This window comes from Mycobacteriales bacterium, assembly GCA_035504215.1.
GTDB lineage: Bacteria > Actinomycetota > Actinomycetes > JAFAQI01 > JAFAQI01 > DATAUK01.
On the sequence record DATJSI010000059.1, the window covers coordinates 1 to 20,684 of the forward strand.

22 protein-coding genes are annotated in these 20,684 nt (G+C 69.5%); 13 read left to right on the forward strand and 9 right to left on the reverse strand.

Annotated elements, in window-relative coordinates; translation table 11 throughout:
• A partial coding sequence (locus tag VME70_07445; GenBank protein ID HTW20027.1) for a hypothetical protein occupies positions 1 to 437 on the forward strand: 437 nt, incomplete at its 5' end.
• An 8-nt stretch (positions 438 to 445) separates the two neighbouring features.
• Here the strand turns inward: VME70_07445 and VME70_07450 are convergent.
• Positions 446 to 976 carry a flavin reductase family protein gene (locus VME70_07450; protein ID HTW20028.1) on the reverse strand — a complete coding sequence of 177 codons (531 nt, stop codon included), beginning with the start codon at positions 974 to 976 and terminating at the stop codon, positions 446 to 448.
• A complete protein-coding gene (locus VME70_07455; GenBank protein ID HTW20029.1) occupies positions 973 to 1,713 on the reverse strand; it encodes a class I SAM-dependent methyltransferase in 741 nt (246 codons plus the stop codon). The genes VME70_07450 and VME70_07455 overlap by 4 nt, the downstream gene beginning before the upstream one ends.
• A gap of 181 nt (positions 1,714 to 1,894) precedes the next feature.
• Here VME70_07455 and fdhD point away from each other — a divergent pair, with 181 nt between their 5' ends.
• From fdhD to VME70_07480, 5 genes are read left to right on the forward strand one after another with little or no spacing between them, the layout of a single operon-like run.
• Complete coding sequence (fdhD, locus tag VME70_07460) at positions 1,895 to 2,788, forward strand: formate dehydrogenase accessory sulfurtransferase FdhD (protein HTW20030.1); 894 nt, start codon at positions 1,895 to 1,897, stop codon at positions 2,786 to 2,788.
• A 10-nt stretch (positions 2,789 to 2,798) separates the two neighbouring features.
• A complete protein-coding gene (locus VME70_07465; GenBank protein HTW20031.1) occupies positions 2,799 to 5,111 on the forward strand; it encodes an FdhF/YdeP family oxidoreductase in 2,313 nt (770 codons plus the stop codon).
• Positions 5,108 to 5,671 (forward strand): NTP transferase domain-containing protein, encoded by a 564-nt coding sequence (locus tag VME70_07470; GenBank protein HTW20032.1) that lies wholly within the window; start codon positions 5,108 to 5,110, stop codon positions 5,669 to 5,671. The genes VME70_07465 and VME70_07470 overlap by 4 nt, the downstream gene beginning before the upstream one ends.
• On the forward strand, positions 5,668 to 5,883 hold the full coding sequence (locus VME70_07475) for a DUF6457 domain-containing protein (protein ID HTW20033.1): 216 nt from the start codon (positions 5,668 to 5,670) through the stop codon (positions 5,881 to 5,883). The genes VME70_07470 and VME70_07475 overlap by 4 nt, the downstream gene beginning before the upstream one ends.
• 36 nt (positions 5,884 to 5,919) lie before the next feature.
• A complete protein-coding gene (locus tag VME70_07480) occupies positions 5,920 to 6,579 on the forward strand; it encodes a TetR family transcriptional regulator (protein ID HTW20034.1) in 660 nt (219 codons plus the stop codon).
• A 3-nt stretch (positions 6,580 to 6,582) separates the two neighbouring features.
• On the opposite strand, the gene VME70_07485 is transcribed toward VME70_07480, so the two are convergent.
• The gene (locus tag VME70_07485; protein HTW20035.1) at positions 6,583 to 6,858 is read right to left on the reverse strand and encodes a hypothetical protein; all 276 of its coding nucleotides are present in this window, start codon (positions 6,856 to 6,858) and stop codon (positions 6,583 to 6,585) included.
• 142 nt (positions 6,859 to 7,000) lie between these two features.
• Between VME70_07485 and VME70_07490 the strand changes: the two genes are divergently transcribed.
• Positions 7,001 to 8,053 (forward strand): hypothetical protein, encoded by a 1,053-nt coding sequence (locus VME70_07490; GenBank protein HTW20036.1) that lies wholly within the window; start codon positions 7,001 to 7,003, stop codon positions 8,051 to 8,053.
• A gap of 70 nt (positions 8,054 to 8,123) precedes the next feature.
• Here the strand turns inward: VME70_07490 and VME70_07495 are convergent, their stop codons facing one another.
• Entirely contained in the window at positions 8,124 to 9,134 is a 1,011-nt protein-coding gene (locus VME70_07495; protein ID HTW20037.1) for an ABC transporter permease, read from the reverse strand.
• A 15-nt stretch (positions 9,135 to 9,149) separates the two neighbouring features.
• Positions 9,150 to 9,506, reverse strand: coding sequence for a nuclear transport factor 2 family protein (locus tag VME70_07500; protein ID HTW20038.1), 357 nt, complete (start codon positions 9,504 to 9,506; stop codon positions 9,150 to 9,152).
• Between the two features lie 350 nt (positions 9,507 to 9,856).
• Here VME70_07500 and VME70_07505 point away from each other — a divergent pair, with 350 nt between their 5' ends.
• Positions 9,857 to 10,003: a hypothetical protein gene (locus tag VME70_07505; GenBank protein ID HTW20039.1), complete on the forward strand. Its 147-nt coding sequence runs from the start codon at positions 9,857 to 9,859 to the stop codon at positions 10,001 to 10,003.
• A gap of 169 nt (positions 10,004 to 10,172) precedes the next feature.
• Here VME70_07505 and VME70_07510 read toward each other — a convergent pair whose 3' ends face one another.
• Entirely contained in the window at positions 10,173 to 10,739 is a 567-nt protein-coding gene (locus VME70_07510) for a hypothetical protein (protein HTW20040.1), read from the reverse strand.
• A gap of 238 nt (positions 10,740 to 10,977) precedes the next feature.
• Here VME70_07510 and VME70_07515 point away from each other — a divergent pair, with 238 nt between their 5' ends.
• The 4 genes from VME70_07515 (at position 10,978) to VME70_07530 (ending at position 16,862) form a co-directional block, all read left to right on the forward strand.
• The gene (locus VME70_07515) at positions 10,978 to 11,889 is read left to right on the forward strand and encodes an ABC transporter ATP-binding protein (protein HTW20041.1); all 912 of its coding nucleotides are present in this window, start codon (positions 10,978 to 10,980) and stop codon (positions 11,887 to 11,889) included.
• Complete coding sequence (locus tag VME70_07520; protein HTW20042.1) at positions 11,879 to 13,546, forward strand: hypothetical protein; 1,668 nt, start codon at positions 11,879 to 11,881, stop codon at positions 13,544 to 13,546. Before VME70_07515 ends, VME70_07520 begins: the two co-directional genes overlap by 11 nt.
• 150 nt (positions 13,547 to 13,696) lie before the next feature.
• The gene (locus tag VME70_07525) at positions 13,697 to 16,417 is read left to right on the forward strand and encodes a GNAT family N-acetyltransferase (GenBank protein HTW20043.1); all 2,721 of its coding nucleotides are present in this window, start codon (positions 13,697 to 13,699) and stop codon (positions 16,415 to 16,417) included.
• A gap of 139 nt (positions 16,418 to 16,556) precedes the next feature.
• Positions 16,557 to 16,862 carry a hypothetical protein gene (locus VME70_07530; protein ID HTW20044.1) on the forward strand — a complete coding sequence of 102 codons (306 nt, stop codon included), beginning with the start codon at positions 16,557 to 16,559 and terminating at the stop codon, positions 16,860 to 16,862.
• Here VME70_07530 and VME70_07535 read toward each other — a convergent pair.
• Complete coding sequence (locus tag VME70_07535) at positions 16,820 to 17,389, reverse strand: GNAT family N-acetyltransferase (protein ID HTW20045.1); 570 nt, start codon at positions 17,387 to 17,389, stop codon at positions 16,820 to 16,822. The two genes, VME70_07530 and VME70_07535, sit on opposite strands and share 43 nt — an antisense overlap.
• Positions 17,390 to 17,393: 4 nt before the next feature.
• Entirely contained in the window at positions 17,394 to 19,100 is a 1,707-nt protein-coding gene (locus tag VME70_07540) for a GAF domain-containing protein (GenBank protein HTW20046.1), read from the reverse strand.
• A 160-nt stretch (positions 19,101 to 19,260) separates the two neighbouring features.
• On the opposite strand from VME70_07540, the gene VME70_07545 reads away from it, so the two are divergent.
• A complete protein-coding gene (locus tag VME70_07545; protein HTW20047.1) occupies positions 19,261 to 20,223 on the forward strand; it encodes a hypothetical protein in 963 nt (320 codons plus the stop codon).
• Between the two features lie 6 nt (positions 20,224 to 20,229).
• Here VME70_07545 and VME70_07550 read toward each other — a convergent pair.
• Positions 20,230 to 20,684, reverse strand: a 455-nt coding sequence (locus VME70_07550) for a CBS domain-containing protein (protein ID HTW20048.1), incomplete at its 5' end; no start/stop codon positions are given.

Genomic DNA, 20,684 nt, shown 5'->3' on the forward strand with positions numbered 1-20,684 from the left:
CCACTCCGAGCGCGTCGAGCAGCCCGTCGCCCAGCTCCGTCCCCGGTCCGGTCGCCACCGGATCAGCCGGCATCGCAGCGGCGACCGCACAGCTCAAGCACAACTGGGCGCTGTTCTTCAACAGCAACACCCCACCCGCGACCGCGCAGCGTCTGTTGCAGGACGGGCCGTCGCTCGGAGCGGCCGTGCGGTTCGCCGAGAGCATTGCCAAGAAGGCGAAGTCGGACGAGTCAGCAGTGGTGAAGAAGATCACGTTCACACCCGACGGCACCCAGGCGACCGTGATCTACAACCTGCTGATCAACAAGACGCCGTTTCTCAAGAAGGCGAGCGGGCACGCGCTGTTGCTCGACGGCAAGTGGAAGGTGTCGAAGATCAGCTTCTGCACGCTGGTCGACCTCGGCGCGGGGAACAAGAAGGTGCCCGGCTGCTCGTAGTGCTCTGCTCAGGACATCGGGTCGATCGAGTCCACCGAGTCGATCGGTGCGTCCGGGGCGTCCGGCCAGTCGTACCCACCCTGGAAGAACACCAGCGGCAACGTGCTCGATCCGGTATCGAGCTCGCGCACCGCTCCGATCACGATGTAGTGGTCACCCGCCTCGTGGACTGCCTCGATGTCGCAGTCGATCCAGGCGAGCACACCGTCAAGGACCGGCGCGCCGGAGCTGGCCGAGTGCCAGTCCAGGTTCGCGAACTTCTCCTCGCCGGGCGTCGCGAAGATCCGGCAGACCGATTCCTGGTGCGCGCCGAGAATGTTCACGCAGAAGTGACCGGAGGAATGGATCCGAGGCCAGCTGCTCGAGCGGGTGTTGACCATGAAGGCGACCAGCGGCGGCTCCAAGGACAGCGAGCTGAAGGAACCGATCGCGAGGCCCACCGGTGAGCCGTCCCGATCCATGCCAGTAACGACGGCAACGCCGGTCGGGAAGTGTCCGAGCACGTGCCGAAAGCGCTGGGGATCGATCGGTTCGGTCATCCTGCCCGGTCCGCCTGCGCCGGGACGCGCACCCTGAGCTTCGACTGCCGAGGACGCAGGTCCTCCCAGTCGGTCATGAACTCGGCATCCAACCCGCACCGTCGAGCGAGGTTCACCAGCGTTTCGGTCCGGTAGTAGAAATCCTCGCGCAGGACGTTGCGCTCCCGGCGCTCGGTGCGGTTGAAGGTGAAGTCGAAATGCCCGTCCGGCTTGAGAACCCGGCCGACGTGGGACAACGCCTGCTCGATCACGCCGATCGGCGAGTGCGAGAACACGCTGTTGGCATGTACGACGTCGAAGTGCGCATCCGGCAGCAAGTCGAAGGTCAGGTCGTCGACGAGGACGAGATACGGCAGCTTCGCGGTGAGCCCCATGCGCACCACGGTCTCCTCGGCCGCCAGCAGAACGGCCGGTGAGATGTCGATGCCGTAGTACCCACCCGGCTCGAGGTAGTCGATGAGCAACCAGCCCGCGCGCAGGTTGCCGCAGCCGATCTCGAGCAGCCGCGAGTCAGGGCGCAGCCCGTGCGAGCGGAGGTAGTCGAACTGGCGCTGCCCACCCTCGCGCCAGGCCTTGCGATCGCTGTTGCCGACTGCCCGCGCCGCGCCCTGAGCCACCGTGTCCTGCATCACCGCGCGGTAGTACGCGACATGGTCGCGGGGATGGCGCAGCCGCAGCACGCTGTCGCGAAGGACGCGTCGAAGCGCCCACCGCCGCGACCGGCCCGGACCGTCCACGCCACCTCCAGTGACCACCGGCGATGGTTCCACATCGGTGCGCTGCCGACACCGGGTCAGCCGGCGGCCAACCACACGCATGGCCCATGCGTGGTGCCATGGCCCCACCTATGGGCCATGCGGACCCGCGGCCGGCCGGACAGCTGGGTGCCACCTACCCCGTTTGGGGCACACTGAGGGCGTGGGACGCGTGACGGTACGCCGGCAGGTGATGCGGGTCACCGCCGGTTCCGCACCGACGACGACGTTCGACACCCTGGTTGCGGAGGAGCCGCTCGAGCTCCGGGTCGCCGGCACCACCCTCGCCGTCACCATGCGGACACCGGGCGACGACATGGACCTGCTGGCCGGCTTCCTGGTCAGCGAGGGTGTCATCCGGGTCCGCGACGATCTCCGCGAGATGCGCTACTGCGCCGGCGTCGACGACACGGGGCGCAATACCTATAACGTCCTCGACGCGACGCTCGGGCCGCACGTGCCCGAGGTCGGCTCGTCGCTGCAGCGTGCGCTCGTCACCACCAGCGCCTGTGGCTTGTGCGGCAAGTCCAGCATCGACGCGGTCGAGGTGGATTCGCCGTACCGACTGTCCGATGACCACGTCGAGATCGACGCCGCCTGGGTGGCGACCCTGCCGGACCGGCTGCGTGCGGCGCAAGCGGTCTTCGACCGCACCGGTGGGCTGCACGCCGCCGCGCTGTTCGACGTCCGGTCCGACGAACTGCTGGTGCTTCGTGAGGACGTCGGCCGGCACAACGCGGTCGACAAGGTGATCGGGTGGGCGCTCCGCGACGACCGGCTTCCGCTTCGCGGCACACTGCTCCTCGTGTCGGGACGCGCGTCCTTCGAGCTGGTGCAGAAGGCCGCCGTCGCCGGCATCCCCGCCCTGGCCGCCGTCTCCGCGCCGTCGGCGCTCGCGGTCGACCTGGCCGATCGCGTCGGCCTGACGCTGATCGGGTTTCTCCGCCCGCCGTCGATGGTCGTGTACGCCGGCACCCATCGCATGTGTAGCGACGCTCGTGCGACGCATAACCACGACAGCGCACATGCGCCGGTGCCCACCCCGGTCACCGGTTGAGGACGGCGAGATGGCCAGACGACGAGCACCACGTGACGACGTCACGGATGACGGCCTTCGGGTCAGCAAGCCGCCGGGCGCGGCCGCAGGTCTGCCCGGCGTCTACCACGGCCTGCAGCACGCCGAGCGCGAGATGGGGCTGCCCCGAAGCCTCACGACGCTGCGTCGGCTGAACCAGCAGGACGGCTTCGACTGCCCCTCGTGCGCGTGGCCCGATCCGCCGCACCGGCACCGCATCGAGTTCTGCGAGAACGGCGCGAAGGCCACCGCGTGGGAAGCCGACATCCTTCGCGTACCCAGCGAGTTCTGGGCCGAGCACTCGGTGAAGGACCTGGCCGGTCGCACCGAGTACTGGCTCGGCCAGCAGGGCCGGCTGGTCGAGCCGGTCTACAAGCCGGCCGACAGCGACCACTACCGCCCGCTGGGTTGGGACGAGGCGTTCGAGGTCATCGCCCGGCATCTCAAGGCACTCGACTCGCCGAACGAAGCGACCTTCTACACCTCGGGCCGGACGAGCAACGAAGCCGCGTTCCTCTACCAGCTGTTCGTGCGATCGTTCGGCACCAACAACCTCCCGGACTGCTCGAACATGTGCCATGAGAGCACGGGCGTCGCCCTCGCCGAGAGCATCGGGGTCGGGAAGTCGAGCGTCAGCTACGAGGACTTCGCCAAGGCCGACCTGATCATCGTGATGGGACAGAACCCGGGCACCAACCATCCACGGATGCTGACCGCGCTCGAGGAGGCCAAGCACGGCGGTACGTCGATCGTGGCGATCAACCCGCTGCCCGAGCCCGGCCTGATGCGGTTCAAGAACCCGCAGCGGCCGTCGGGCGTCATCGGACGGGGCACCGCGCTCGCGGACCAGTTCCTCCAAGTCCGGCTCGGTGGCGACATGGCGCTGCTGCAGGCGGTCGCGAAACGCGTGATCGCAGCCGATGACCGCGACCCCGGATCCGTCCTCGATCAGGCCTTCATCGACGAGCACACGATCGGTCTCGATGCCTACCGCGCACATCTCGCGGGCGTCTCGGACGAGGACGTCCTCGAAGCGACCGGACTGCGCTCGGCGGAGATCGACGAGCTCGCTCTGCGCTACATCGCCTCGAACGCCACGATCGTCACCTGGGCGATGGGACTGACCCAGCACAAGCACGCAGTCGTCACTATTCAGGAGATCGTCAACCTGCTGCTGCTGCGTGGAAACATCGGCAAACCGGGCGCCGGGGCGTCACCGATCCGCGGGCACAGCAACGTCCAGGGCGATCGCACGATGGGCATCTGGGAGCGACCGCCGGCCGCGTTCATCGACGCGATGGAACGCGAGTTCGGGCTCACGTTCCCGCGCGAGCCCGGCGTCGACGTCGTCGATGCCGTGCGCGGCATGCGGGACGGGCGGATCAAGGTGTTCCTGGCGGTCGGCGGCAATTTCGTCGCGGCCACATCGGACACCGTCACGACCGAAGCGGCGCTACGGCGTACCCGGCTGAGCGTGCAGGTCTCCACCAAGCTCAACCACTCGCACGGCGTCACCGGCGAGGAGGCGCTGATCCTCCCGACCCTCGGCCGGACCGAGATCGATCGGCAGGCGAGCGGCGAGCAGTTCGTCACCGTTGAGGACACGGTCTGTCGCGTCCACCTGTCCCACGGGCGACTCGAGCCGGCATCGGCCGACCTGCTGTCAGAAGTGGCGATCATCGCCCGGCTCGCGCGCGCGGTCCTCGGCAACCGCGGCGACCTTCCCTGGGAGCAGTTCGTCACGGACTACGACACGATCCGGGACCGCATCGCCCGGGTGATCCCCGGCTGCGACGACTACAACGCAAAGGTCCGCCGGCCGAACGGGTTCGTCCTCCCACATCCGCCGCGCGACGAACGCCGGTTCCCTACGAAGTCCGGCAAGGCCGAGATCGTCGTGAACGACCTGGAGTGGCCGCGATGCCCGCCCGGTCGCCTGTTGCTCCAGACCGTGCGTTCGCAGGACCAGTTCAACACCACGATCTACGGACTCGATGACCGGTACCGAGGCGTGCGCAAGGGCCGCCGCGTCGTGTTCGTCAACCCGGACGACCTGGCGGAGCTCGGCTTCACAGACGGCGACATCGTCGACCTGCACTCGGAGTGGAACGACGGTGTCGACCGGATCGCGGAGCACTTCCGGGTGATCGCCTTCCCGACCGCACGAGGATGCGCGGCGGCCTACTTCCCCGAAGCCAACCCGCTGGTGGCACTGGACAGCCAGGCCGACCGCAGCGGAACTCCGGCGTCCAAGGCGATCATCCTGCGGCTCGAACCCGCCCGCTCGCACACGTCCCTTCCATGACGTACGACGGCATCGTGCTGGCCGGCGGTGCCGGCAGCCGGCTCGGCGGGACGCACAAGCCCAACCTCACGGTGGCCGGTCACCGGTTGCTCGACGTCGCGATCGACGCGCTCTCCGGCGCCGCCACGGTCATCGTCGTCGGACCGGTGGTCGCGACCGCGCGTCCGGTGACCTGGGTGCTCGAGGACCCGCCCGGCGGTGGGCCGGTCGCCGCGCTCGCCGCCGGCCTGTCCGCGGCGACTGCCTCCAGCACGGTCGTTCTCGCCAGCGACCTTCCGTTCATCTCTGCCTCGATCGTGGCGTCGGTGGTCTCCGGGCGCGGCACCGCCGGCGCCGCCATCGCGGTGGACGACGACGGCTGCGACCAGCCGCTCATCGGGTGCTACGACACGGGTGCACTTCGCGCCGTAGTTCCGTCGCCGGTCGCGAATGCCTCGATGCGCAGCGTGCTTCAACGACTGGAGCGGGTCGGTGAGGTACGCCGGATCGCCACCCCTGGAGCCGGCGTGATGGACTGCGACACTCCCGACGACATCGCCCGCGCGGAGGCACTCGCATGACGCTCGACGAATGGGTGCAGGCCGTGTGTCTCGAGCTCGACCTCGGCGCGGTTGACACCGGCGCGGTGCTCGATCTGGCGCGCGACGTCGCCCACGGCGTCGCCCGTCCGGCCGCACCGGTGACCTGCCTGCTGGTCGGGCTCGCTGCGACCGGTGCCGAAGACCTCGATGCCGTCATCGACCGCGTGCGCGCCCTCCTTCCCGAGTCGTGAGACGCCGGTCACCGATCGGTGGTTGACTGTCGCGGCATGGCGCCACCCCGAGCGCGGCTCAGCGCTGACCTCGCCTCCGTCGCCCGGCCCGCCCAGGCCGCGCCGGCGGCCCAGCGCACCTTCGGCGAGCGCCGGGTCGAGAGCCCGGAGGTGCGCGAGCGCATCCTCGAGGCGGCGCGAGCCCGGTTTCGAGCCCACGGCTACCGGCCGGTAACCGTCCGTTCCATCGCCGCCGAGGCTCGCGTCGACGTCGCGCTCGTGACCTTCTACTTCGGCACGAAGCAACGCCTGTTCAGCGCGGCGATGGCCCTGCCGATCCGGCCACTCGACACCCTCGCCGAGATTCTCGAAGGTGAGCTCGACACGCTCGGCGAACGCATGCTCCGCTCGATGCTGAGCGTGTGGGACGACCCGAACACCGGGCCCGCGCTGCGCGGTCTGCTCAGCACCGCCGCGGTCGACGGTGACCAGGCTCGGATGGTCCGAGAGGCCGTGCACCGCGAGATCATCCAGCGATACGCCGCGCGGCTGGAAGGAAAGGACTCGCTGGCCCGGGCGGCGGCGTTGACGACGCAGGTCGCGGGGGTGGTCTTCGCGCGCTACCTGCTGCAGATCGAGCCGATCGCGTCCATGACCGCCGACGAGGTGCTGAAGGCGCTCGCCCCGTCCTTGCAGCTGATCGTCGACGGCGGCTGAGTCTCAACCGGCTTCGCCGGAGCGCTTGCGGGCCGCCACGACGCCCAGGTCCAAGACGGCGGTGAGCCCGGTCGCTGCCAGCACCACGACCAGCCAGACCGGGCCGCCCAGCACCAGGTCGAGCACCGCGCCGGCGACGCACGCGACGAGCGCCCCTGCGGCGAGCAGCAGGCGCAGGGTCAGCGCGCTCGCGGCCGGAGGGGCGCCGGCGATCCCTGCCGTCGGGTCGTGGTAGTCCAACCTGGGCGCCGGCGGCACCCGTTCGCGTCGTACTCGCACGTGATGATCCTCCCCCGGCGGCGGCCGCTACACGCGGTTCACCCGTTTGCCACTGCGAAAAGGTCGTTCGCCCCGTATCCCGCGGCGCCACGACCGCGATAACCGCAGTGACGGCACGAATCGGATCACCCAGGAGGGCCCCATGCCAACTGCGTTCCAGCGACACTCGCGCCTGGGAACCGCGATCCCCACGCTCGGGGTCGCGGGCTTCTCACTCGCGATTGCCATCGCGGGGGCGGTCCCGGCGGGCGCAACGACCGCCATACCGCGCCACGAGGCATCCACGCATTCTGCGCTCGGCCGACATCACGGCCGCAAGGAGCTGGTCGTCAAAGGGCTGGTCGCGAGCCACCACGGCCAGAAGGTCACGGTCTTCGCATCGTCCGAGCGACTCGGTACGAAGACCCGCCACGACAAGCGCATCAAGCTGACCTTCGCGCACACGTCGCACCGTCGTGTGCACACCGGCGATCACATCACGCTGGTTGCCCGTGGCACCGGTGGCTGGCACAAGTTCCGCGTCAGCCACCGCGACCAGGAGACCGTCTCGCCGGCACCGGCCGCCTTGCTGTTCGGTTCCATCACCGCGATCAACGGCACCGACCTGACCGTCTCGGTCAATGACCTGGACAACGGCAGCCACCACCGGGGCTGGGGGCACGGCCGGGGCCACGGTAGCCAAGGCGAAGACGCAACTCCGGCGCATCACGGACCGGGCGGTGGCGAAGGTGGCGGCGAGGGTGGTCACCACGGCCACCACGGCCACCAGGTGACTATCGACGACAGCGAGGCGATGATTCTCGTTGACGGGACCGCGGGCACCCTCGCCGTCGGCGACACCGTGGCCGTTCTCGGCGAGGTCACGAACTGCACCGTCGTCGCCGCCGACATCTTCGCGTTCAGCAGCAAGCCGGCGTTCGAGCTCGGATGGGTGGTCTCCGTCAACGGCGAGAACGTGAAGCTGAACAGCCGCGGACGCACGACGACCGTGTCATTGGCGGAGGTGCCGCTCGCGATCAACGGCGACCTCGGCGCCGACCCGAGCCAGCTGAACCGCGGCGACAAGCTCCTCATCGTCGGCACGGTCAACCCGGAGTCGGGCGCGATCATCCCCGACGTCGCATTCGCGTTCAACCACCACGACCACCACCCGTGTGGTCACCACGGCGGTGACGAAGGCGGCGGCGAAGGCTGACCGGTCACCCCATGACGGCGGGTGGGCAGCCTGGCTGCCCACCCGTCATCGCGTCGACCGCACGCCGACGTCAGTTGTAGGTAACGCGCGGATCGACGTACGCGTACACCACATCGACGATGATGTTGGCGACCACGATGAAGAACGCGGCGAACAGCGTGACGCCGAGGACGACCGGAAGGTCACGGCTCCCGATCGAGATGATCGCGAGCTTGCCGATGCCGACGAACCCGAACACCTGCTCCACGAGCACGTTGCCACCGAGCAGCAGTCCGAGATCCATGCCGAAGATCGTGATGATCGGCGTGATGGCGGCGCGCAGGCCGTGCCGGACGATCACCCGCTCCTCGGTCACGCCCTTTGCTCGGGCGGTGCGAACGAAATCCTCGGACATCGTCTCGAGCATGTTGCCCCGCGTCAGTCGCGCGTATAGCGCGGCATAGGTGAACGCCAGACATACCCAGGGCAGCAAGAGGTTGCGCGCCCAGGAGAGCGGGTTCTGGGTGAAGCCGACGTAGTGAACGTTCGGCAGGATCCGCAACCAATGCGGGCCGTAGCTGAACACCGCCAGCGACAACAAGCCGGTGAAATAGATCGGCAGCGAGACACCGGCCAGCGCGACCGTCATCGCGGAGCGGTCGAAGATCGTGGCCTTGCGAAGCGCGGACAGTACGCCGGTTGCGACGCCGGTGATGACCCAGATCACCGATGCGCCGATGGCGAGAGAGATGTCGACCGGGAGATCGGAGGTGATCTCCGACCACACCGGCTCGTTGTTGATGAAGGAGAACCCGAGGCAGGGACGGTGACAGGCGTCGGCCGTCACGCCGGATCCGTACGTCCGGCCCACGAAGATTCCCTTGAGGAACTCCCAGTACTGCGTCCAGAAGGGCTTGTCGAGCCCGAGCTTCTCCGATACCGCGGCGATGGTCGCCGTACTCGGACTCCGTCCGGCGTACAGGGCAGCCGGGTTGGAGTGCAAGTGCCTCGGCAAGGCATAGAACAGCCAGAAGGTGATGATGGAGATCACGATCAGCACAACCACGCCGCCGACGATGCGGCGGATGAGGAATCGGACCACGTCAACCCCTCCGGATCACGGCAGTCTGGTCTCCAGCGGCCAGCCGCAGGAATGGGTGCAGCGCCAAGCGCCACCGCGCCGCTCGTAGGTGTCGAGGTAGCGGCGGCTGGAGTTCGGTAGGCGTAGCGCACGTGCGGACACCACGGCGGTGTTGCCCTCGACATGGATCACTAGCTGGTCGATCCGGACCGTCGGCGAAGGGTTCTCGGCGACGTCCTTCAAGAACTGGTCGATGTCCCAGACCTCACCGGTCGCACCATCCAGATAGGTGAATGCCGCAGAAAGCAGCGACGTCAACGTCTCCGATGCGCCATGCCGACAGGCTTCGACGAACCTCGCGTTGAGTTCGGTCAGTACGGCGACATCGTCCACGAATCGTCCCTCCCTCGGATCGTGGCGAGCGAAGACTGACAAGCGCAGCGGCTTGCGTCAACGACCGTTGAGTAGGCGTCGGCAGCGCCGACGCTCAGCACTGAAGAGTCGTTGGCGGACTGATTCGAACCTGTGACCCCGCCGTGACAAAGCCATCGTTTCCGCCGGGGGCTGGGGCCCGGACTGGCCGGCTCCGTACGGGTTCTTCGAGAACATCGTCGACCCGCGCAAGATCCTCGCTCAGGGCAACAGCAACTACGGTGCCTGCAGCGACCCGATGATCACCTCGCTGATCAACCAGGCGCTCCAGCAGACCAGCCCCGTCTGCGGAGTACCCGTACTGGCAGCAGGTGGACCAGACGGTCCTGAAGGACGCCTGTGATGTCCCGTTCACCTATGACAAGGCTCTCGACCTGTTCAGCAGCCGGCTGACCAACGTCTACATCGAGCCTGCGTTCGGCATCGTCGACCTCCGCACGGTCGGGGTCGGCGGGTAGAAAGCTCGCTCTGCGGGGTCGGCCAACTCCCTTATCCGGTCGCGGGCCCACCCCGCCGGGCGTTCCGGCCGGACGCCGGCCGGTCCCGCAGAGCGGGACCATTCGTTCGGCTTCGCGCGCACGCAAACGGCCCCGCAGTCCGACTGCGGGACCGTTCGGTGTGGGCGAATCAGATCTGCGACTCCGCCGGTGTACGGCGAAGGTGCAGCAGCCCGGCCGCTGCCAGCAGCAGCATCAGTGCACCGCTGGCGAAGGCGACGATCGCGGCGATGCCGGCAATCGTTGCCATCTTGCCGAACGCATACGCGTTGAGCAGCAGGCCCCGAAGGGTCTCGCCCTTGAACACCGTCGCGACCTGGTTCGCCAACGCCGTGTTGGTCGGGTCAGCGAGGGACTTCGCGGACAGCTGCGCGTAGGTCTGGCCACCACCGATCTCCTGAAGGTGGATGGCGATGAAGTGGTTCGCGTAGGCACCCGCCTCGTCGCCCGTGGTCATGAGCTTGCCCGAGTACTTCAGCAGGTAAGGCTTCATGTCCGGGGTGATCTCGGTGCCCGGCTTCGCGTGCGCGAACGCCGATGCCGGCGGGAAGTAGATCTTCTGCGCGGCCAGCTGGTCGTGAACCTGGTTGGTAATGAACGAGTGCGCCCATGTCAGCAGACCACCGGCAACCAGAAGCACGATGGCGATGGCAACACCGGCGGACGTCAGCAGCGCGTCGAACGTACGACGTCTCATCTCCGCTCTCCTTTCCTCTCGATGGCCCGGAGCCCGGGTCATTGCCGACCGCATCCGGTGATTCGGTCTGCTGCACAACTTCGCCGTTCGGACCGGTCGTCCGACAGGTCCGAAGGTCCCGACCGGGCTAGAAGGAGGTCCCCCGATCGGTACGCAACCCGCCCGACAATCGAGACCTTCTGCCCTATTGGCCGCTTCGGCGGGGCGCTGTACTTGCCCGGAGGAGGGTGGTGGTCCCATGAGCGAGGCGCCGATCCGGACAGCCGGGCTGAGCAAGCGCTACGGCAGCGTGACCGCGCTGAGCGACCTCGACCTCGAGCTCGCACCCGGCGAGGTGCTGGGCTACCTAGGACCCAACGGAGCCGGCAAGACGACCACGATCCGCCTGCTGCTCGGCTTGATCCACCCGAGCGCGGGTACGGCGACGATCTTCGGCCTGGACGCCCGCGACGACGCGGTCGCCGCGCATCGCCGGCTGGGATACGTGCCCGGCGAAGCAAGCCTCTGGCCCTCACTCACCGGCGCCGAGACCCTGCACCTGCTCGGCCGGATCCAGGGTCGCGTCGACACCTCGTACCGCGACGAACTGACCCAGCGCTTCGATCTCGATCCCTCGATGAAGGTGCGGGCCTACTCGAAGGGCAACCGGCAAAAGCTGGTCCTGATCGGCGCGTTGATGACCCGGCCTGACCTGCTCCTTCTCGACGAGCCGACCAGCGGGCTCGACCCGCTCATGGAGCAGGCCTTCCGCGAGTGTGTGCACGAAGCCCGGCAGCGCGGCCAGACGGTGTTCCTGTCGTCGCACATCCTCAGCGAGGTCGAGGCGCTGTGCGACCGCGTCGCGATCCTGCGCTCGGGCCGGCTGGTGGACACCGGCACCCTGGCGCAGCTGCGGCACCTGTCGTCGCTCACGGTCGAGGCCACCTTCGACGGCACGGTCCCTGATCTGAGCCGCGTGCCCGGCGTGAGCGGGGTCGAGGTCCACGGCCAGCAGCTGCGCTGCCAGGTCCAAGGGGAGATCGAGCCGCTGTTGAAGGTGCTCGCCCACTCGCGCGTGCACGAGTTGCTGAGCCGCGAACCCTCGCTCGAAGAGCTGTTCCTCGCCCACTACGGCCCGCAGCACGAGGAACCACACGCCGATGTCCGCTGAGCTCGTGGCGCTGCCCGCGACCGGCGGCAACGCAGCGGGGCCGGCGACGGTCGCGCGGTCGGCGAGTGTGACGGCCACGCGCGCCGCGCGGCACGCAGTGCGCGCAGGGGCGGTCTGGGGCTTGGCGTTCGGCGCATACATCGCGAGTCAGGCACTCGGGTACGCGAGCGCGTACCCCACTCGCGCGCAGCGCGCGGCGCTGGCCGGCCAGTTCTCCTCGGGCGGCCTGAACGCGCTGATGGGTCCGGCTAGGGACCTGTCGACGGTCGCCGGCTACACCGCGTGGAAGAGCCTCACCGTGCTGACGATCGTCGGTTCGGTATGGGGCTTGCTCAGCGCAACCAAGATGTTGCGCGGCGAGGAGGACACGGGTCGGTGGGAGGTCCTGCTCGCCGGACGCACAACCGCGCGCCGAGCGACCGCGCAGACGCTCGTCGGGCTCGGCGCCGGGCTCGTCACGTTGTTCTCCGTCACCGCCGTAATCACGGTCATCCTCGGCCGCGGCTCCAAGGTCCCGATGGCCAGCGGCTCCGCGCTGTACTTCGCGCTGAGCGTGACCTGCGGCGCCGGCTTGTACGTCGCCGGCGGCGCACTCGCCGGGCAGTTGGTCGCCACCCGCCGCCAGGCGGCCGCACTCACGGGCGGGTTCTTCGGCGTGAGCTTCGCGCTGCGCGCAGTGGCCGACACCGTGCGGAGTCTGAGCTGGCTGCGCTGGGTGAGCCCGCTCGGCTGGGTTGAGGAACTGCGCCCGCTCACCGGATCTCACCCGCTGGCGCTCGCGCCGATCGCTGCGTCGACCGTCGCGATGGCGGCTGGCGCGATCTGGCTCGCCGGCCGCCGTGACCTCGATGCGAGTGTCTTCCCGGACCGGTCGCGAGCCCGGCCCCGCACCGCGCTGCTGACCGGCCCGATCGGGCTCGCCGTGCGGCTGGGGCGAGGCGGTCTCGCGGGCTGGCTGGCGGCGGTCCTGGCCGAGACCCTGCTCCTGACCTCTGTGACCTCGCAGGAGATCAAGACGTTGCGGCACACCTCCGGCGCGACCGGGGTGTTCACCCGGTTGAGCGGGCATGCGGCGATCGGCAAGGCCTATCTCTCGGTCGTCTTCCTGATGGTTGCGCTGGTCGTGATGCTCATGGCGGCCGGCCAGATCGTGGCCGCACGACACGAAGAGGCGGCCGGTCGGCTGGACCATCTCCTCGTGCGGCCGGTCTCCCGGACCCGGTGGTACGTCGAACGGGTGGCACTGGCCGTCGGGATCGGGTTGCTCGGTGGGCTGGTCGGCGGCGCCTGCGCGGCGGCCGTGGTGTCAGGCCAACATCTCGATGTGAGTGCCCGAAGCGTGGTCGCCGCCGGTCTCAACATGGTGCCGCCGACGGCCTGCGCGGTCGGCATCGCCGCGTTTGCGCTCGCCGTGGCGCCGCGCTTAACCGCTGCCGTCACCTACACCGTCATCACGTGGTCGTTCCTGGTCGAGCTGCTGGGCGGCATCACGGCGTCGAGCCGCTGGCTGCTCGACACCTCGCTCCTGCATCAGATGGCCGCCGCACCGGCGCGGGCGCCGAACCTGCTCAGCTCGGGACTGCTCGTGGCCGTCTCCGGCGCGTGCGTAGTCGCCGGCGCCCTGATCTTCGCCCGCCGCGACCTCGTGGACGAGTGAGCCCCCGGAAGGACCGTCTTCGGGGAGATCGGGACGTTCGACCCTGTACGCCGACCACCTCGGCTCCCACGCTCGACGTATGGGGCGCAGCACCGACGTACCCGGCGGCCGGCTCGTGGTTGTTCGCCGCGGGCCCGACGAGCACGCCCGATGAGCACGTCGACGGCGCCGGCCCGCGCCAGAACTGCGCTGCCGAGCGCGGACGTGCTCCTCACTGACGGTTCGGTAGTGACGATCCGCCCGATCTGCGAGAGCGACGCGCCTGGCGTCGGCGAGCTCTACCGGCGCACCGCTCAGGACTCGCTCCGGCTGCGCTTCTTCACCTACTCGCCACGGGCGGGGCAACAGGACATCGACCGGATGTTGCGCCCGGCCGCCGCGGATCACGATGCACTCGTCGCGGTGCAACACCAGACCGTGATCGGCGTTGGCTGCATCGAGCCGACCAACCGCCCACGGACGGCCGAGTTCGCGCTTCTTGTCGATGACCGGCTGCACGGGCACGGGGTCGGCATGCTCCTGCTCGAGCAGATGATCTCGGCCGCGCGTTTGATGGGCTACCGAAGGTTGTGCGCCGAGGTGCTCGCGGAGAACTCCGCGATGTTGCACGTGCTGCGCGATCTCGGTGCGCAGGTGCGGCAGGATCTCGCACACGCCGTCGTCGACGTCGAGTTTCCGATCGCGGAGGGCCCGGCCTTCCGGCTCGCCGTCGCGGACCGCGAGTCGATCGCCGAGCATGCATCTCTGGAGCGCATTCTTGCGCCACAGAGCATCGTGGTCGTCGGCGCCGGACGGGCGGGAGTCGGCCATCGAATCATGACCAACCTCATCGAGAGTGGCTTCACGGGTGACCTGCACGCCGTCAACCAGTCGGGTATCGAGCTCAACGGCATCGCCACGCACTCCTCCCTCGACGAGCTCCCGTCCGTGCCCGACCTCGCGGTCATCGCGGTGCCGGCCACCGATGTGCCGGGCGTCATCGAGGACTGCGCTCGCATCGGGGTCTATGGCGCGGTGATCGTGAGTGACGGGTTCGCGGAACAGGGTGCAGGCGGGCACGCGCAGCAAGCCACGATCCTCGCGACTGCCCGCCAGGCGGGCATGCGCCTGATCGGGCCGAGCTGCCTCGGTATCGTGAACACGGACGCTGCGGTCCGAATGAACGCGACCTTCGCGACCAGCGGCGTACGACGCGGCGTGGTCGGGCTCGCATCGCAGTCCGGGGCCGTCGGAGTCGCGCTGCTCGACTACCTCACCCGTCGCCGGATCGGGCTGTCCACCTTCGTTTCGTTGGGCAACAAGGCCGACGTCAGCGGCAACGACCTGCTCATGTACTGGGAGCGTGACAGCGCGACGAAGGTGTGCGTGCTGTATCTCGAGTCATTCGGAAACGCCCGGAAGTTCGCGCGGGTCGCCCGCCGGTTGGCGCGCAAGAAGCCGGTCGTCGTCGTCACCGCGGGCGGCGCGAGCAGACCCGTGAGGGGCGCACAGTCGCACGCCGCATCCGCGGCGACGCCAGCCATTGCGATGGACGCACTGTTCGCGCAGGCCGGCGTCATGCGGGCCGACAACCTCAGCGAGGTCATGGACGTCGTCAGCGTGTTGACCGACGCGCCGCTGCCGGCCGGCCGGCGGGTCGCAATCGTGACCAACGGCAGCGGCTCGGCCGCTCTTGCCGCTGACGCCTGTGCCGCGGCCGGTCTGCTGGTTCCCGAAGTGTCCACCTCAGTGCGCTGTGAGCTCGCGCGGTTGCTGCCGCAGCACGCGACGACCGCAAACCCCGTGGATATCACCACGACCGCCCCACCCGGGTTCCTCGCGGCTGCGAGTGAGGCGCTGATGCGGTCGGCCGACGTCGACGCCGTCATGGTGGTGCACACCTCGCTCGGCGAGGCCGACACCGACGCCGTCGCTGCCGGCCTCGCCCGGGTCGCCGGCGAGCGAAACGACAAGCCGCTCCTCGGCGTCTTCCTCGGTCAGCTCGACACTCCGGCGCCACTGCAGCGGCCCCTGGCCGGCGCCGTCATTCCCTGCTTCGCGTTTCCCGAGGCGGCCGCGACGGCGCTCGGCATCGTCGCGACGTACGCCGACTGGCGCCGGGCACCAGAGCCGCGGCCGCCTGCACTTCGCGGCATGCACCGCCGCGAGGCAGCAGCGATCGCCGACGCCTTTCTGCGCGAACACCCGGATGGAGGCTGGCTGGACAGCGACGCCGCGGCAGCCCTGGTCGGCGCATTCGGCGTACCCGTCGTGGACGGAGTGCGTGCCGAGAGCCCGAGCCCGGCGGTCGCCGCCGCGACCGCGCTGGGCTACCCGGTCGTGGTGAAGACGGCCGCCGGTGCGGTTGTCCATCGCAGCGAGGTGGGCGGCGTCCGGTTGGACCTCGCGACGCCCCAAGCGGTGGCCGAGGCGGTTGCCGGCATCAAGGACAGCTGCGGCGACGACTGTCCGGTCCTGGTCCAGCCGATGGTCTCGGGCGGTGTGGAAACGGCGATCGGGATCGTCAACGACCCAGCCGTCGGCCCGGTCGTGATGCTCGCACTCGGCGGCATCACCACCGACCTGCTCGCCGACCGGAGCTTTCGCTTGCCGCCGCTGTCCCGGCGGCTGGTCCGCAAGCAGATCGAAGCTCTTCGGGCCGCACCGCTGCTCTTCGGCTACCGGGGCACTCCGCCGGTCGACGTTGCCGCTTTGGAGGACGTGCTGCTCCGTGTCGGCCAGCTGGCGACCGACCTGCCACAGCTCGCCGAGCTGGACCTCAACCCGGTGATCGTGAGCCCGCAGGGTGCGGTTGCCGTTGATGTCAAGGTCCGGCTTGCGCCGCCGACCCCGGTCGACCCGTTCCAGCGCCGGCTCTCCCCGCGCCGCTGACCCACGCCGGCTGGCGGCTTCGCCGCGAAGGACCTTCGGCCGAGTCAGCGAGGACCAACGCCGCGACCAGATCGGGCCGCTCGGCACTGCCTAATCCGCGCTGCGACGGGCACCCTCCTCTCAGGAGAGAGGAGCAGCCATGTCGACATACGCCCCTGCGCAGGAGACCCGCCCCGAACCCACCGACGACCAGGGCCGGCAGGTGGTCGACGGCCGGCCGTGGCCACGCCTGGTGTGGAGCGCGGTCGGGCGCTCCTCCGGCTCGTGCTGCTGCCCCGGCAAGCCGGCGTACCAGGCGGTGCTGCGGCCCCGGGCGGACCGGAGCGCGCCGGTCGAGATCGTGCTCTGTGCCCACCACTACCGGCGTTCGCGCAGCGAGCTCGACCGCATCGGTGGCGCGATCTACGACTGCTCCGGCCGCGCGGTCGCTCTGCCCGCAGCCTGATCGCCGTCCTCGTCGTCCGTTCCCTCGAAGGCGACGACGAGGTCGATCTCCGCCCTGGCACTCCCTGACTCGATCGTTGGACCGCTCGCCGCAGCGCCGCGGCGCACCAGCTTGGACACCGCTTCGTTCTCCGCCAGGTAGTTGACCGTGAACGTCCGGATACCCCGGTCGTAGGCGAGCCGGCCGATCCGCCAGGCCAGCTCCGACCCCAGCCCGCAGTGTTGGAAGTCCTTCGCAACCTCGATCGCGATCTCCGCCGACGGCCGGTCGTCCCGCCGGTCGAACTGTGCAACCGCGACCAGCCGGCCCGCCTCGGTGAAAGCGCCGAGCGCAGCATCGTGTACACCGTCGGCAACCCGCAGCAGCTCGACCAGCATCCGGGTGGGCGGCGGCGAGCCCATGAACCGTCGGCGCAGATCATCGGTGTCGGCTCGCGCGAGGGCCCGGCGCAGTGCGTCGGTGTCGGCGGCATCCAGCGCCCGGATCTTGACCGAGCGGCCGTCGCTGAGGATGAACGACGCAGTCATGGGATCACCCGCGGGGCAGCGGCACCTGCCAGACCAGTCGCGTTCCGACGCCCGCGTCCCCCGCTTGCAGCTCGCAGGTTCCGTCGAACTCAGCCGCCCGGGCCTGGAGGTTGGCCAGACCGCTGCGCCGGCTCACCGAAGGATCCATCCCGGCGCCGTCGTCAGCGACGGTCACGGACACGTGGTCGTCGGCCTCGACGGTGACGTCGACCGCGGTGGGATCGGCGTGCCGGATCGCGTTGGACAGCCCTTCGCGAAGCACCGCGAGCAGATGCGGCCGGATGGCTTCGGGTACGGCGGAGGCAACCGGACCCACGAAGTGCAGTCGCACCTTTGCCGTTGTCACCGCCGCCGCCTCGTCGACGACCCGCTGGATGTCGGCGCGCAGATCCTCCTCGATGACGGGCGTCTGCAGCTGGTAGATCGCCTGACGCAGCTCGCGGATGGTCGAGTCGAGATCATCGATCACGGTCGCGATGCGGCCGCGTGCGTCGAGATCGGCGACCCGCGGCGCTGCGCTCTGCAACGTCATGCCGGTCGCGAACAACCGCTGGATGACCAAGTCATGGAGGTCGCGGGCGATGCGGTCGCGGTCCTCGAGAATCGCCAGCCGTTCCCGGTCGGCTCGCGTCCGGGTCAGCTGCAGGGCGATCGCCGCCTGATCGGCGTAGGCCAGCAGGAAGGCGAGATCATCGGCCGCATTGTGGTCGTCCCGGGCGTAACCGACACCGACCACGCCGAAGGAGGCGCCGGCCTCGGCCGCGCCGAGCGGTGCGAAGACCTCGCGGCGGTAGCAGGTCGCGTCGTCGCCGACAACGAGCCCGGGTCCGCCACGGTCCGTGCGGACGACGTGCTCCGCCGTTGCCAGCACCTGGTCGGCGATCGACTCCGGGCCACTCATCGACTGCCCGATCAGGCGGTTCGCGTCCTGGCCGGCAGCGGCCCGGATGACCAGCCGGCCCTCGGCATCCGGGAGCCCGATCACCAGGCAATCGGCGCCGGTCGCGGTCCGGCCCTGCTCGGCGACGAGGTCGAGCAGGTCCGCGGGTGCAAGGTCGGCGAACGTCGCGGCCCGGACCTCGTTCGACGCACTCAGCCAGGCCTGGCGGCGCTGCTGGGTGTCGAAGAGCTGGGCATTCTGGATCGCGGCACCGGCGGCGGCGGCGAGCGCTACGACGAGCTGCTGGTCCTCGTCGGTGAACGGCTTTCCGTCCGCCTTCTCGGTGAGGTAGAGGTTGCCGAACACCTGGTTGCGGATCCGGATCGGAACACCGAGGAACGTCGACATCGGCGGATGGCCGGGTGGGAAACCGAACGAGCGCGGGTCGGCGTTGAGCTGGGCAAGGCACAGCGGCTCGGGCGACTCGATGAGGACGCCGAGGATCCCCTTGCCGGTCGGCAGCTCGCCGATCGCGGCCCGCTCCTCGGTCGTCAGGCCCACCGTGATGAAGTCGCTCAACCGACGACGGTCGGCGGCGAGCACGCCGAGCGCGCCGTACCGGGCGCCGACCAGCTCGCAGGCGGCCGACGCGATCCGCTGAAGGACCGCGCCAAGACTCGGGTCCTGGGCGATCGAGACGACTGCGTCGAGCAGGCTGCGCAGGCGACCCTGGGTCTCGAGCACCTCGCCTGCTCGCTCCATCAGCTCGGTCAGCAGCGCGTCGAGCCGCAACCGCGCGGGCTCGACGGCGGCGTCCGTCGCCTGCCTCATCCGAGGCGCCACTGGCTCGGTCATTCGCTCCCCACAGGCTCGCCGTGACGCGACAAGGGTCCGGGTCGCGATTCCCACGATAGGCGTGGACAATCTCGCTTGATCATGGCCGAATCGCGTGCGACTTGCCAGGCGGCCCAAGACCTTGTTCCCTGGCAGGGTGGACCAGGTTGACTGGAGGCGGGCGGTCGAGCTCGCGAGCCGTGCCCCGTCGGTGCACAACACCCAGCCGTGGCAGTTCGTCGTTCACCACGACACGGTGGACGTGATCGCGGACCGTGACCGGGCGCTGCCCGCCCTCGATCCGACCGGCCGACAGCGGGTCCTCAGCTGTGGCGCTGCGCTGGAGCATCTGCGGCTGGGGCTGCTCGCGCAGCAGCACAGCGCGGTGATCGAGACCTTCCCCGACCCGGACAGCCCCGACCTGCTCGCGCGGGTAGGGATCGGTGCACCGGCCACTCCGGACGATGTCGACGCCGAGCTGATCAGGGCCATCCCGCTACGCGCGATGGTCCGCGACGCGTTCGCCCCCGACCCGATTCCTGCAGACCTCGTCGACCTGCTGACCCGCGACGTCACCATCGACAACGTTTGGGCGCACGCAGTGACGCGTCCTGAGGACACGATCGCCCTGATGGTGCTCCTGCAACACGCGGACGAAGCGCAGCAGTCCGACCCGGCGTACCTCGAGGAGTTACGGCTCTGGCGGCGCGACCACCCTGCGCCGGACGGGATTCCCGACGCGGCCGTGCCGTCGACAACCGGACGCCATGCCGGGTACGTGCAACGCGACTTCGACGGTGACGTCGGCGGCGATCCACCGGAGAACCCGGTCGACGAGAAACCGCTCATCGTGATCGTCGGGACACCCAACGACAGCGAGCTCGACTGGCTCAACGCCGGCCGCCGGCTCGCGCGCCTGCTTTTACGGGCGGCCGGGCTCGGCATCGTCGCCTCGCCGCTCAACCAGGTCATCGACGACCCCGGGCCACGCCAGCAGCTGCGCTCCCAGCTCGGCATGATCGGCTGGCCGCAGATGGTCCTGCGGATGGGCTACGGACAGGCGACGCCCTCTACCGGACGACGCTCCACCGAGGAGATCCTGCGCACCGACCCGAGCTAGATGTGGTCACTGCGCCCCGGCCAGCCGCTCGAAAGCGCTCGGCACGACAAACAGCGCCGGCCGGGAGCTGCGGCGCTCCGCCCTCGGATCCGTCAGCCCGGCCACCCATCGCACGACGTCGCGCCAGGTGAGCAGGCCGACCAGGCGAGCGCCGTCCGCGACGAGCACGGCATCGGTCTGGTATGTCGCCATCAGCCGGGCTGCCTCGACAAGTGGCGCGGCCGGACGAATCCGGACGTCCGGGCGGTCGACCAAGGCACCGATCGGAGGGCGAGTGCCCGCGGCAGGGGCTTCGGCCCACACCCGCAGCTCGTCGATTCCCACCAGGCCGACGCACCCCTGCGAGCCGGCCATGACGGCCAGGTAGTGGGCGCCCTCGCGGGCGGCGAGCTCGAAGGCGACCGACACGCGCTCCTCGGCATCGACCATGAGCCCGATCGGGCTCATCACAGCGGATACCG

What these genes read in the sequence shown, in the direction of transcription:
- VME70_07450 (HTW20028.1), bottom strand. Translation starts at nt 976, where the DNA reads ATGACCGAACCGATCGATCCCCAGCGCTTTCGGCACGTGCTCGGACAC.
- VME70_07465 (HTW20031.1), top strand. Translation starts at nt 2,799, where the DNA reads ATGGCCAGACGACGAGCACCACGTGACGACGTCACGGATGACGGCCTT.
- VME70_07470 (HTW20032.1), top strand. Translation starts at nt 5,108, where the DNA reads ATGACGTACGACGGCATCGTGCTGGCCGGCGGTGCCGGCAGCCGGCTC.
- VME70_07475 (HTW20033.1), top strand. Translation starts at nt 5,668, where the DNA reads ATGACGCTCGACGAATGGGTGCAGGCCGTGTGTCTCGAGCTCGACCTC.
- VME70_07480 (HTW20034.1), top strand. Translation starts at nt 5,920, where the DNA reads ATGGCGCCACCCCGAGCGCGGCTCAGCGCTGACCTCGCCTCCGTCGCC.
- VME70_07490 (HTW20036.1), top strand. Translation starts at nt 7,001, where the DNA reads ATGCCAACTGCGTTCCAGCGACACTCGCGCCTGGGAACCGCGATCCCC.
- VME70_07510 (HTW20040.1), bottom strand. Translation starts at nt 10,739, where the DNA reads ATGAGACGTCGTACGTTCGACGCGCTGCTGACGTCCGCCGGTGTTGCC.
- VME70_07515 (HTW20041.1), top strand. Translation starts at nt 10,978, where the DNA reads ATGAGCGAGGCGCCGATCCGGACAGCCGGGCTGAGCAAGCGCTACGGC.
- VME70_07520 (HTW20042.1), top strand. Translation starts at nt 11,879, where the DNA reads ATGTCCGCTGAGCTCGTGGCGCTGCCCGCGACCGGCGGCAACGCAGCG.
- VME70_07525 (HTW20043.1), top strand. Translation starts at nt 13,697, where the DNA reads ATGAGCACGTCGACGGCGCCGGCCCGCGCCAGAACTGCGCTGCCGAGC.
- VME70_07530 (HTW20044.1), top strand. Translation starts at nt 16,557, where the DNA reads ATGTCGACATACGCCCCTGCGCAGGAGACCCGCCCCGAACCCACCGAC.
- VME70_07535 (HTW20045.1), bottom strand. Translation starts at nt 17,389, where the DNA reads ATGACTGCGTCGTTCATCCTCAGCGACGGCCGCTCGGTCAAGATCCGG.
- VME70_07540 (HTW20046.1), bottom strand. Translation starts at nt 19,100, where the DNA reads ATGAGGCAGGCGACGGACGCCGCCGTCGAGCCCGCGCGGTTGCGGCTC.